Genomic DNA, 12,453 nt, shown 5'->3' on the forward strand with positions numbered 1-12,453 from the left:
GCCTCCGCGGCCTACAGAGGCTCGATGAAGCGGTCGCGGAGCGCGGGAGTGGGGATGAGGCACTCCTTGTCGCGTCCGAACCAGCGGTCGCGATTCCGGGCGACATAGCGGTAGGCCACGTCCAGGACCCTGGAGATCCCGGGGATCTGCGCCAGCGGCGCGATCAGCGCCCAGCCACGCCCGAGGCGGCCGAGGACCCTTAGAATCGCCGTGCTGCGGCTGCTGACGCGGTTCCCTCGGTCGGGCTCGATGAAGACGACTGCTCCACCGAGGCCGACATCGCGCGCCTCCGCAGGCAGCCACTCCTCGGCGAGCGCACCCTGGAGGTGAGCGAACCGCAGTACTCCCACGGGGTCGCGTTCGGCCAGGAAGGCGACGGCGTGATTGCAGAGCAAGCACTCGCCATCGATGAACACGACTGGGCCCGGGAGAGGAGTTTTCGGATCGGGCACCATGGCCTCCGCCTATCGTAGCATGTGGCTTCGAGTCGGGCGGGGGGGGGGCACTGGTGGATCACGAAGACGCGGTGGGGAGGTGGAAGTGACTGAGGGATCGAGAGGCAGAGGACATCAGGGTACGGAAAATATGTGGGCGGAGGAGGTCGGTTTGCTCGGGTGCGTGAGCCAGGATCTAGGTTCCGGTAGATCCCCCAGTCAGCCAGGTAGAACTGCAAGCTCGGTGCCAGAAAAACCCTTGAAAAACATTAGGTTCGCATCGGGCAAAACTGCAAGAGAGGCTCCAGGCCGTGCGAAATTACGGTTTTGTGGGTATAGTTCGCCGGATCCATTGTACTCCACCAATGCACTGAACCGATTCTCTGCGGCGCCTCGCTGGGCCGTCGCGACGCGATAGCGCACGGCGTCATGTGCTTTAGTTTCGTGGACAGGCCCTGATTTCCCGGTTAGAAGCCGCCGATCGGCCACTCCCGCTTCATTCGTTTTGTCGCCTCCGGCTTCGGTCTGGGTTTTGCCCCATTTGCGCCGGGTACGTTCGGGTCGCTGCTGGGCATCCCTCTTTACCTTGCGATTTTGCAAGTGACCGACGCGGTCGTCCCGACGCTCGTCCTGGTCGCGGTCGCAATCGGGATCGCCTGCTGGATCGCCGGCCAGGCGGAGCAGGTTCTCCCGGAGCACGACAGCGGCGAGATCGTGATCGATGAGATCGTCGGGATGTTGGTGGCTCTCCTGTGGATTCCTCCAACGTTTCCGAATCTGATCCTCGCATTCGCCCTGTTCCGAGTCTTCGACATCGTAAAGATCTGGCCCGCGGGAGAGATCGACCGTCGGATGCCGGGGGGGGCGGGCGTCGTCCTGGACGACGTCGTGAGCGGGATCTATGCGAACCTCCTCATGCGACTCTTCATCTGACCTGGGAGTGAGATCTAAATGGCCCTGCGCGTAGCAATCCTGTCCACCGGCGAAGAGCTCACCACGGGCAAAATCGCCGACACCAATGCACAGTGGCTCGCCGATCGGTGCTTCGGCCTGGGGATCGACGTCGCTGCGGTGCTGGTCGTGGGAGACGACCGCGAGAGGATCACCTGGGCCTGGGAGCGGGCCTTCGAGGCGGCGGACTTGGTCGTCTGTACCGGCGGCCTCGGCCCGACGACGGACGACCTCACGACGCAAACGGTCGCCGCAATGCTGGGGGAGCCCCTGCGCTTCGATGAGGCCTCGGCCGAGAAGGTCCGCCAACTCTTCGCGGCGATGAATCGCGAGATGCCCGAGAGCAATCTGCGCCAGGCGCTGTTTCCCGAGAGTGCGACGATCCTGGAGAACCCCCTCGGCACGGCCCCCGGCTATCGCGTGACCTGTGAGCGCAGCGTCGGCGGGGCGCCGGTGATGCGTCACCTCGTGGTGATGCCCGGTGTTCCCCGCGAGATGAAGCCCATGTTCGACGAACGGGTCCTGCCGTGGCTCACGGCGCTTCCGGGCGTCGGGGCGGCCCCGGTGACGCGCGTTTTTCAGACCTTCGGCATGAGCGAGTCGGCCCTCGGGGAGCGGGTGAGCGAGCTCGCGGGAATCGGCGAAGTGCGCGTGAGTTATCGCGCGAGCTTTCCGAAGATCGCCGTGAAGCTCATCCTTCCTGGAGACGTGGCCGGCGCCGAGCAGCGGATCGAGGGGCTCGCCTGCCGGGTGCGCGAGGCACTCGGCCCGGTCGTGTACGCCGAGGGCGAAGCGACGATGGAAGAAGAAGTCGGTCGGGTGCTTCTCGAGAAGAAAGCGACGGTCGCCGTTGCGGAGTCGTGCACCGGAGGGCTCATCGGCCATCGGCTCACCGACGTGCCGGGCTGCTCCGCGTACTTCCTCGCCGATTTCGTCACCTACTCCAACGAGGCGAAGGCCTCGGTCCTCGGCGTCTTGCCGCAGACTCTGGAGGCGCATGGTGCCGTCAGCGAGGAGGCCGTGCGGGAGATGGCGGCCGGTGCGCGACGGCGGTCGGGAGCCGACGTCGCGATCGCGACGAGCGGCATCGCGGGACCGGGTGGAGGCACAGAGGAGCGGCCGGTCGGCACGGTGTGTTTCGGCCTCGACGCGGACGGCGTCCAGCTCGGGCACCGCCTGCAGTTGTGGGGCAATCGGGATTGGATCAAGACCCTCACCTCGCAGATCGCGCTCGACTGGATCCGGCGTTGGGCCCTGGGCCTTCCGGTGCTGGAATCCGGCTTTCGATCGTGATACGAACAAAAAGCGAAGATGGTTCAGAGGCATTGATTTTGTCGCCCCCGGCGATGCAATCGAGATCGAAAGCCGCCATAAAGTCGGTTGGGATCTACCGGAGGGGTATTGGGGATGTTCCCTCCCCCAGGTTCGAGCCCGATCGAGAAGCGGAAGGCCGTTAAGAGACACTGGCTGTCCGGCACTGCCGCTAAGGTTCAGGCAGATTCAGGGCAGGTTGAGGAAGGACGATGGGGCGCGACATGGCAAAACGGAAGTCGGAAGGGCCGATGGCCCAGGTGGTACAGGCAGACGCGAGCAATCGGGATCGTGCCGTCGAGCTGGCGATGAGCCAGATTGAGAAGCAATTCGGCAAGGGCGCTATCATGAAGCTTGGGGCCGACGCGGTCCCGAACGACGTGGCGGCCGTGTCGACGGGCTCGCTCTCGCTCGACATCGCTCTCGGCGTCGGTGGGGTGCCCCGTGGCCGTGTCATCGAGATCTACGGCCCGGAGTCGTCCGGTAAGACAACCTTGTCTCTGCAGATCATCGCCGAGGCCCAGAAAGAGGGCGGCGCGAGCGCCTTCATCGATGCCGAGCACGCGCTCGACACGGTTTACGCTCGGAAGCTCGGTGTGAAGCTCGAAGATCTTCTGATCTCCCAGCCGGACAACGGTGAGCAGGCGCTCGAGATCGCCGAGACGCTCGTTCGCTCTGGTGCCCTCGATGTCCTGGTTGTGGACTCCGTGGCGGCGCTAGTGCCTCGCGCCGAGCTCGAGGGTGACATGGGCGATCCGCAGATGGGCCTGCAGGCGCGGCTCATGTCGCAAGCGCTGCGAAAGCTCACCGCCACGATCGCGCGCTCGCGCACCATCGTGATCTTCATCAACCAGATCCGCATGAAGATCGGCGTCATGTTCGGCAACCCGGAAACAACGACGGGTGGCAACGCTCTCAAGTTCTACTCGTCGGTCCGCATGGACATCCGCCGGATCGGTGCGATCAAGCAGGGCGACGAGGTCGTGGGCAACCGCACCAAGGTGAAGGTCGTAAAGAACAAGGTGGCACCGCCGTTCCGCGATGCTGAGTTCGACATCCTCTACGGACAGGGCATTTCCCGTGAGGGGGAGATCCTCGACCTCGGTGCCGACGACGGCCTCGTCGAGAAGTCGGGCTCCTGGTACTCGTACGCCGACGAGCGGATCGGGCAGGGGCGTGAGAACGCCAAGGAGTTCCTGCGGGAGAACCCCGACATCGCGGCGACGATCGAAGCGGCGATTCGCGAGAAACGCGGGGTGCCCGGCGGCGCAGGGTCGGCTAGCGCAGTGCCCGCTAGCGCAGATGCTGAAGCGGATGCCGACGAGCCGCTCGAACTCTCCGACGAAGCGGAGCCTGCCGTCCAGGCGGCAGCTGCGGGGCAAAAAGACTAGCAAACCGCTCGATTCCGACGTCCCGGCCGGTGCGTTCGCGCTCCGGTCGGGTTCGTCGGGGCCCGACCGCCATTGCGCAGAAGCGTGCAATCCGTGCCGTCGGCTCATGGCCCCAGTTTGACCGTCCGATGATCCCTGAGTGAGCCGTCGCGGAGGTTAATCCGCGGCCCGAGGTTCGCGCTCGAGAGGGGGTCAGCATGTTGATGATCGACGAAATCCTGCGGCACGCGTTGGACCGCGAGGCCTCGGATATCCACCTGAAGCTCGGTGCGCCGCCGTACCTGCGGCGGTTCGGCCGTCTCGGGCCCGAGGAGCAGTTCCCGCCGCTCGGCGAACTGGATCTGCAGGACATCGTGAAGCAACTTGCGGACGAGCCACAGCGGGCTCGCCTGGCTGCCGAGCGGCAGGTCGATCTGGGCTACGGCACCGACGAACTCGGTCGTTTCCGTGTGAACATCTATCACCAGCGCGGTGAGATGCGGATCGCAATGCGTGCGATCCCGAGGTCGGTGAAGGCTCTGAAGGAGCTTCAGCTCCCCGAGATCGTTGGGAAGATGGCCGAGGAGTCGCGTGGACTGATCCTCGTCACGGGGACGACCGGCTCCGGAAAGTCGACCTCGCTGGCATCGATGATCGACCAAATGAACCAGCGCGATGCGATGCACATCGTGACCGTCGAGGATCCGATCGAGTACACGCACCGCGACAAGCTCTCCATCATCAGCCAACGTGAGGTCGGCGTCGACGTGCCCAGTTTCGCGGCGGGCTTGAAGGGGGCGCTCCGTCAGGATCCCGACGTGATCCTCGTCGGTGAGATGCGTGATCTGGAGACGATTGAGACCGCGATCATGTCGGCCGAGACGGGTCACCTCGTCATGAGCACGCTCCACACGCTCGACGCGGCGGAGACCGTGACTCGTGTGATCCAGGCGTTTCCGGACCACCAGCGAGAGCAGATTCGGATCGTGTTGTCGTCCGTCCTGAAGGGGATCATCAGTCAGCGTCTCGTCCCGCGCGCTGACGGCAAGGGACTCGTTCCCGCCGTCGAGATAATGGTGAACACGGCGCTCGTGCGCGACATCATCAAGGACCCCGAGCGCAGCCCGCGCGAGCTCACCGATGCCATTGCCAAGGGCAACGTCTCGTATGGCACCCAGACGTTCGATCAGTCGCTCATGAATCTCTACCGCCGCGACCTGATCACGTACGATGAAGCCCTCTCGCAGGCGACGAACCCGGACGATTTCGCCCTCCAGGTGCGTGGCATCAGCTCCACCTCGGACGCCCGCTGGGACAACTTCGACTCCGACGAAAACTCCGACGATGCCCTCGCCCCCACCTCCGGCGGCGCCGCCGCGGTCCCGTTGCTTGGCGCCCGAAAGCCGCCCGCCGCCCCCCCAGCCGCCCTGGTAAAGAGGTTCTAGAAGCGGAGGGGACGTTGGTTAGTCTCGGGATTTTTGTTTAGTCGCGGTTACCGAGGGCGTCGGGTCGGACCGAACCTGCATCGCGACTAAACAAAAATCCCGAGACTAACCAACGTCCCCAACCTGGTCTGCCTCGGAGACTTCTGATTCGACGAGGAGAACGTTCCAGGCGAACCAGCCGAGGGCGAGGGAGATGGCGACGGCGGCGAGGAGCTTGCGGTGGTGTCTTATGTTCACGGACTCGGTCTAGGGCGTTGACGCGGTTGACACAAGCGTTGTCGGGATCTCGATCGGATCTGATACTTCTGAGGCGTGGGGTGGAAGAAGCCGCGGGAAGGGCCGGCGGTCGGTACGATTGGGGACCGAGAGACGCAGGAGAAGCGCGCCTTTGCGAGTTCGGTGCGCTCGCTCGCAAGGCGCCCTCGCACGGCGGCCGAGATCGAGACGTTCCTGCTGCGTCGCGAGTACTCGTCCGAGGTGATCGAGTTCACGATCAACCGGCTGCGCGAGCAGGGGTACCTCGACGAAGCCGCGGTCGCCGACGTGATCGTTCGCGAGGCCGAGCGTCGGAATCTCGGTAGCCGCCGGGTGGCGCAGAAGATGTCCACGCGCGGTGTGCCCAGAGATGTAGCGGCGCCGGCTGTCGAGGAGAGTGGCGAGGGTGATCTACAGCGCGCGCGGGCGTTGCTCGAGCGGCGCTATCCCGACGGCGTCGACGGCGACCTGAAGGTTCGGGAGAAGGCCGTGCGCCTGCTCGTTCGGCGCGGCTTTCCCTACGGGATCGCGCGGCAGGCGATCGGCATGGACATCGATATCGACGGGTAGGCGCATCTCGGGTCAGAGCGCGCGCTGCCGCTGTATTGACGGGACTCGGCTGTGTCCGGGGGCGCCCGCGGCGCCCTTGCCCTCAGCGCGCCGTGGAGGTCTCGTCCTGAACGGCCTCGGCCGACGTGCGCTCGGGCTTCACGTCGCTGTGGCAGGCGTTCTGATCGCCGACCTTCGGGAGATCGGTACCGCGGCGCTCGAGGAGTCCGCGACCCTGCTCGCCCACCCCGGGGCTCTGCATCGCGCGACGCTCGGGCTGGTAGTCAGGGTCGTTCCCGCTCGCGAACTCCACGATCTCCTTCGAGATGCGCATGCTGCACCAGTCGTGGCCGCACATCGCGCAGAAATCCGTGTCGACGTCGAGATCCTCGTCGTGCAGCGCGCGGGCGGTTTCGCCGTCGAAGGCGAGCTCGAACTGGCGCGGCCAGTTCAGTGCGGCCCGGGCACGGGAGAGATCGTCGTCCCACTCGCGTGCGCCGTCGACGCCACGGGCGATGTCGCCCGCGTGGGCGGCGATCTTGTAGGCGATGCAGCCTTCTTTCACATCCTGCGGGCGGGGCAGGCCGACGTGCTCTTTCGGCGTGACGTAGCAGAGCATGGCGGCGCCGTGGCGAGCGGCCTCGGTGGCGCCGATGGCGCTCGTGATGTGGTCGTAGCCGGGGAACACGTCGGTCACGAGAGGGCCGAGGACGTAGAAGGGCGCGTCGTCGCAGACCTTCTGCTGGAGTTCCATGTTGAAGCCGATCTGATCCATCGGAACGTGGCCCGGACCCTCGACCATGACCTGCACGCCTGCATCGCGAGCGCGGTGGACGAGTTCGCCGAGGGTGTGCAGCTCTGCGAGCTGGGCGGGGTCGGATGCGTCGGCAAGGCATCCGGGGCGCAGTCCGTCTCCGAGCGAGTAGGTAACGTCATACTCGCGCATGATCGCGCTGATCTCGTCGAACAGCTCGTACATTGGGTTCTGTTTGTTGTGGTGGATCATCCACTTGCCCAGCAGCGAGCCGCCGCGCGAGACGATGCCGGTGATGCGGGGACGAACGAGCCCGAGATGCTCGCGCAGTACGCCCGCGTGGATCGTGAAGTAGTCGACGCCTTGCTGCGCTTGATGCTCGACTTCGGCGAGGATCATGTCGTGCGACAGCTCTTCGATCGAGCGGCCGATGATCATGCTGTAGATGGGCACCGTGCCGATCGGAATCGTGCTGTGGTCGATGATCGCCTGTCGGCATTCGGCGAGATCGCCGCCCGTGGAGAGATCCATCAGGGTGTCGGCGCCGTAGCGCTGCGCCCAGCGCAGCTTCTCGACCTCTTCGTCGAGGTTGCTCGAGACCGGTGATGCACCGATGTTCGCGTTGATCTTCGTCGTGATCATTCGACCGATGCCGGTCGGGTCGAGTCTCTTTTTGGCGACGTCGCCGCGAAGCGCGTCGTCGTCCTCGAGCTCGGCCTGGCGCTGCGGCGCCGTCTGATTGACCCAGAGCCCGGCGCGCTCGGTAGCGCCCGGGTGACCCACGACCGTGGAATCGCGACTCGTCGGAGTCTCGGAAGGGGGCTGGCCCGCGCTTCCCGCCAGGTGGCGGACGTTCGCCGGGATGACCAGGCGACCCCGCGCGACCTCGGCGAGGATGAGCTCTGCGGCGACGCCCTCCCTCTGGGCAACGCGGCGCATCTCCGGTGTGATCTGGCCTCTCCGAGCACTCTCGAGCTGAGTCATGCTTGAGGTTCTACGCTCGGTCCTCTGGGCGTTCAAGGACGCTTCCGAGGAGGCCCGAGCGGAGCCGGCTCCCATAGGCCAGCCGGGCCAGAGCGGGAAGCACGGTGAGAGAGGCGATGCCGGCGGCCAACAGCGTGACGGAGACCAGGACCCCGAGGCGCACGTGGATGGCAAAGGACGACAGGCAGAGCGTCGCGTACCCGGCGCTGTTCGCGCTTGCGACGAAGAAGATCGCCTTTCCGGAGGTGTCGTAGGTGGCGCGCAAGGCCGCACCGAAGTCCTTCCGGCGCGCGGTCTCCTCGCGCAATCGGAACAAGAAGTAGGCTGCGTAGTCCGCACCGATCCCGATCCCGAGCGCCGTCACCGGCGCCGTCACTACGTCGAGAGGGATTGAGAATGCGCCCATCACACCGAAGTCGACGACGACGGCGATGAGTAAGGGCACGACGACGAGAAGACCGCCGAGCGCGCTTCGCAGGAGAACGCTGGCCACGAGGAACGTGACGAGTGCGATCTGAGCGATGTTGATGAGCTTCCCGGCGACGACGACTTCTGTGAGTGCGGCGTTCGAGGCCAGGGTCCCCGCGATTCGAGCCTCGTATCCCGGAGGGAGTACGTCTTCAAGAATCATCTTGGCGTCGGCAATACGCTGCGTGCCGTACAGGGTGCTGTCGTCCTGCAAGAGTACGACGACCTTGGCGATGCGGTCGTCCGTGGTTAGCTGGGTCGTCACCGAGCCTCCGCCCGACTCGTAGAGAAAGAGGATCTGCTTCGCGAGTCGCGTGCGCTCGGGAAGCGGGAGCGTCGGGTCGTCTTCGAGCGCGCGGTACAGGAAGTGCAGCGTATCGACGATCGAGGTTGCCTTGCCGACGCCGGGAAGGTCTTCCATGCGTCGCTCGAACTGGTCGATGGCGCGCAGCGATTCGGGATAGAGGATCCCGCCCGCCTCGGGTGCCTCGATCAGGAAGACCAAGGTGTTCGTGCCGGCGAAGGTCGCGTTCAGGCGCTCGTCGTCGTCGTGGACCGTAGTGCCGGGCGCGAAGCTTCGTTTGAAACTCGTGTCGACGTGAATGCGCGAGGCGAGCCCGAAACAGATCACGACGACCACCGTCGTCGAGGCGAGGATCGGGAGTGGCCACGAGGCGAGGACGCCGTCGGCTAGGCGTCCGAGCGTGGCGTCGAGGATTGCGTGTCGGTTCTCGCGGCCGACCTCCTTCTCGCGGGGCGGGGGAAGCGCCGCCCGGACGGCGGGAATCAGGGTCAGTTCGATCACGAGGATGGAGGTGACGCCGAGAGCGCCGAACAGACCGAACGTGCGGACGGTCGCAAGATCGAACGTGACGAGCGAGGAGAGCGCGAGGGCCGCGATCGTGCCGGCGGCGACCATGACGGGGCCGATCTGCGCGATGGACTCAATGATGGCGGCGTGGTTGTCCCCCAGACGGGCGTACTCCTCGTAGTAGCGCTTCAGGATCTGCACGGCGTGTCCCGCGCCGACGGCCAGGATCAGAATCGGCGTCGTCGTGGTGAACGGATCGAGCGGCACGTCGAGCAGTCCCATGGCACCGATCGCCCACACGACCGCCAGGATCGCCGTGACGAACGGCAGGAAGATGGCCTGCATCGTGCGGAACGCGTGGTAGTGAACCAGCCCGATTAGGATCAGCGCGAGCGGCAGGTACGTAGTGACTCGGGCGGACTCGAGGCCGAGCGCCCCTGCGAGAACGACGGGGCCGGACAGCGCGTACTCGAAGCTGCTGTCGTCGAGGGACGACATCTCGTCGCGCACCCGCGTGTAGAGGAGCTCGTAGCTCGGCAGCTCTTCGGTGAGGTCGAACGTCGCGTAGATCGCGATGCCATCGCCTTCGCGTGAGGCGAGCGTCTCGATGTAGGACGGGTTCGCAAAGACGCGCTCGCGAACCTCATCGGCCTCAGTCTGAGAAGAGGGCGCGGCCGACATCAGAGGATCGATCTCGATGTCCCCGTCGATGGCGCGGATGTCGTTCATGGCCGGCGAAGCGATGCTCTGGAAGAGCGGGTGGATGATCCCAGGGAGGGCCTCGATGCGTGCGCTCACCCGGGCGACGGATGTGAGAAACGGGGCAGAGAAGGCATCCCCGCTCGTCGGGAAGAGGCCGATCAGGACCAGGTTCTTGTCGCCGAAGCGTTCGTTGAGCTCCTGGAGCGCCTGGATCGCCTCGTGGGACGGAGGGAGGTTGCGATCGGGGTCGACTTCGAGTCTCAGTCGCGGCACTCCGAGCGCGAGGAGCGCCGAGACGAGCACGAGTGCGCCGATGACGATGCGACGGTGGCGTACGACGAACGTGGCCCACTTCCTGAATGCGGGGGATCCCATTAAAATGAGTAGGTCACGCGACCGTAGAGTTGGCTGTTGCGTTCATATTGGCCGACTAGCGAGTCCTGATCTCCCCAGATGCCGAGAAGGCCCAGTTCGAGTCGCAGAGCGTCCGTCCACGCCCAACTCGCGTGCGCGCGTGTCAGCGCGTAGCCGGCCTCGATCCCCCAGACGCCCAACAGTTCCGTCGTGAGCCGTTCGCCGAACCACGGCGTTTCGAGGTTGACCGCGAGCCTCGTGTCGACGTTGCGCACGAGCAGCGGGACGTCGTTGTTGAACAGCAAGACTTGGTAGAACTCGACGAGCGCGAGCGTGTCGGCGAAGAACGTGTCGGCCGCGAGGCCCCACTCGATCGCATCGCGTTTCACATACGTTGGAAGCATGAGAGTCTCGCCGTCGAGCAGGGCGTCGACGGCGTCCGGGTCGTTCACGACCTGATCGGTGAGGCGCGAGAGTTCGAACGACCATGGCCTTCCGAACTTGTATGCCCCCTCGGCCCGCACACTCCAATCCCCAACGGTAGTTGCTGCGTCGGCGCCGACCGATGTGTATCGAAGGTAGGCGGGAAGCAGTTCGGTTTCGACCGACGGGTCCTCAATCGGATCGTTGACGCGGGCCGTCGTGTCGAAGGCCGGAGCGGTGTCGTATCCGTCGAAGAACATGAGGTGCCAATCTACGATGCCGCTGCGTCCGCCGAGCCGGACTCCGACGTTGCCGTTGTCGAACCGCCGGGCCGGCGCATCGCTGTTTCGCGCGACTTGATCGACAGGAAGGTCGCATGGGCAGGGCGTTCCGTCGATGGCGCCGACGAATATCGTGTCGGGCGCGCGGGCCGCGGGAGCGAACCAGCGCTCGCCGGGGAGAGGAAACCGCCAGGGGACGGCGATCGGCTGCCACACGAGTGAGAACTGCAGGTCGCTCGTGTGCCAGCTGGCGGGAGGCGAGGGCGCAAAGAGCTCGATGGAGACCGCGGGCACGGCGATCTTCCGATCCTTCTCGCTCACGAGGAACGGATCCTCATACTCGCGCGGGTTGAGCTGGTCGTTTGGTTGGATGACGTCGAGGATGCCCCAGAAGAACTTCTGGGTGCCGAGCCGGACCGCGGCATGCTCGGTGGTGAAATCGATCCAGGCTTCGCCGAGTTCGAGGGACGGAGAGTAGTTCTGGAACGTTCGGTCGAAGTCGAACGCTCCTGTGCGGGCGCCGAACGGGGGACCCCCAATTCGGCCGACGGCGGAGAGTTTCCATCGAAGCTGGTCTGTCCACTTCTGAGTCGCGGAGAGGTCGAGCCGCGCCAGCGGGCGTTGCCTGGGTGTGTCGTCGTCGAAACGAGCGACGCCGAGCCCTTCGATCCGGCCCGACAATTCGACGGGACCCGCAGCAGCCGAGGCAGGCTGCGCCCCTAACACCGAGGCCAGGAGACAGATCAACAGGGTGGGCGACGAGAGGACGCGGTCGTTCTCCGGACCCACCAGCAGCATGGGCCTATCTGTTCCGCTTGCACCGGAAACCGCAAGCGAATCCATCTACTGTACTTACACGGAGGTGCGCAGTAGGCTCGCGCCGATGCGAAAAGCGCTAATTTCGATGGCGATCGTGACGGCCCTGGCTGCCACGGCATCCGCGGCTTCGGCGGAGGTTGACACGGCGACGCGGAAGGCTTTAGCGGACTCGGACCTCATCTACACCGCCACCGAGCGCAAGGATGGCTCGCTGAGTTCGGCCGCGCCCATCTGGTTCTGGTCGGATGGCGAGAGCGACGTCCTCTACACCAGCACCGCTCCCGACAGCTGGAAGGCGAAGCGGCTGGAGCGCGGGAGTCCGTTGCACGTCTGGGTCGGCGAGGACGATGGGCCGTATCTGATCGGGGAAGCCGAGCGCATCGACGACCCGGAAACGGTGACCATGATGGGTGAGAAGTACTCCGACAAGTACTGGATCGCCTGGATCGGGTTCTTCCGCCCGCGCGCGGACCGCGTGACGGAGGGCAAGACGATTGCCTACCGAGTGAAGCTCCGTCCGGCTGACGCCAAGGCCGAGTGAC

General features: G+C 65.3%; 11 protein-coding genes. 6 read left to right on the forward strand and 5 right to left on the reverse strand.

The window, feature by feature from the left end; genetic code table 11:
- Nucleotides 1–11 precede the first annotated feature (11 nt).
- Nucleotides 12–452: a DCC1-like thiol-disulfide oxidoreductase family protein gene (locus tag P8R42_30330; protein ID MDG2308902.1), complete on the reverse strand. Its 441-nt coding sequence runs from the start codon at nt 450–452 to the stop codon at nt 12–14.
- Between the two features lie 507 nt (nt 453–959).
- Here P8R42_30330 and P8R42_30335 point away from each other — a divergent pair.
- The 4 genes from P8R42_30335 to P8R42_30350 all read left to right on the forward strand — a co-directional run bounded on the left by P8R42_30335 (nt 960) and on the right by P8R42_30350 (nt 5,511).
- A complete protein-coding gene (locus P8R42_30335; GenBank protein MDG2308903.1) occupies nt 960–1,367 on the forward strand; it encodes a phosphatidylglycerophosphatase A in 408 nt (135 codons plus the stop codon).
- An 18-nt stretch (nt 1,368–1,385) separates the two neighbouring features.
- On the forward strand, nt 1,386–2,678 hold the full coding sequence (locus P8R42_30340; GenBank protein ID MDG2308904.1) for a competence/damage-inducible protein A: 1,293 nt from the start codon (nt 1,386–1,388) through the stop codon (nt 2,676–2,678).
- 269 nt (nt 2,679–2,947) lie between these two features.
- Nucleotides 2,948–4,087 (forward strand): recombinase RecA, encoded by a 1,140-nt coding sequence (gene recA, locus P8R42_30345; GenBank protein ID MDG2308905.1) that lies wholly within the window; start codon nt 2,948–2,950, stop codon nt 4,085–4,087.
- A gap of 197 nt (nt 4,088–4,284) precedes the next feature.
- Entirely contained in the window at nt 4,285–5,511 is a 1,227-nt protein-coding gene (locus P8R42_30350; GenBank protein ID MDG2308906.1) for a PilT/PilU family type 4a pilus ATPase, read from the forward strand.
- Nucleotides 5,512–5,616: 105 nt separating this feature from the next.
- On the opposite strand, the gene P8R42_30355 is transcribed toward P8R42_30350, so the two are convergent.
- Entirely contained in the window at nt 5,617–5,748 is a 132-nt protein-coding gene (locus tag P8R42_30355; GenBank protein MDG2308907.1) for a hypothetical protein, read from the reverse strand.
- Nucleotides 5,749–5,823: 75 nt separating this feature from the next.
- On the opposite strand from P8R42_30355, the gene P8R42_30360 reads away from it, so the two are divergent.
- Complete coding sequence (locus P8R42_30360; GenBank protein MDG2308908.1) at nt 5,824–6,336, forward strand: regulatory protein RecX; 513 nt, start codon at nt 5,824–5,826, stop codon at nt 6,334–6,336.
- A gap of 82 nt (nt 6,337–6,418) precedes the next feature.
- On the opposite strand, the gene thiC is transcribed toward P8R42_30360, so the two are convergent.
- From thiC to P8R42_30375, 3 genes are read right to left on the reverse strand one after another with little or no spacing between them, the layout of a single operon-like run.
- Nucleotides 6,419–8,053, reverse strand: coding sequence for a phosphomethylpyrimidine synthase ThiC (gene thiC, locus P8R42_30365; GenBank protein MDG2308909.1), 1,635 nt, complete (start codon nt 8,051–8,053; stop codon nt 6,419–6,421).
- Nucleotides 8,054–8,063: 10 nt separating this feature from the next.
- Nucleotides 8,064–10,409, reverse strand: a complete 2,346-nt coding sequence (locus P8R42_30370) for an MMPL family transporter (GenBank protein MDG2308910.1) — start codon at nt 10,407–10,409, stop codon at nt 8,064–8,066.
- Nucleotides 10,409–11,890: a hypothetical protein gene (locus P8R42_30375; protein ID MDG2308911.1), complete on the reverse strand. Its 1,482-nt coding sequence runs from the start codon at nt 11,888–11,890 to the stop codon at nt 10,409–10,411. Before P8R42_30375 ends, P8R42_30370 begins: the two co-directional genes overlap by 1 nt.
- An 85-nt stretch (nt 11,891–11,975) precedes the next feature.
- Here P8R42_30375 and P8R42_30380 point away from each other — a divergent pair, with 85 nt between their 5' ends.
- Nucleotides 11,976–12,452: a pyridoxamine 5'-phosphate oxidase family protein gene (locus P8R42_30380; GenBank protein MDG2308912.1), complete on the forward strand. Its 477-nt coding sequence runs from the start codon at nt 11,976–11,978 to the stop codon at nt 12,450–12,452.
- The last annotated feature ends 1 nt before the right edge of the window (nt 12,453 follow it).

The sequence above is a fragment of the Candidatus Binatia bacterium genome (assembly GCA_029243485.1).
Lineage (GTDB): Bacteria > Desulfobacterota > Binatia > UBA12015 > UBA12015 > VGTG01.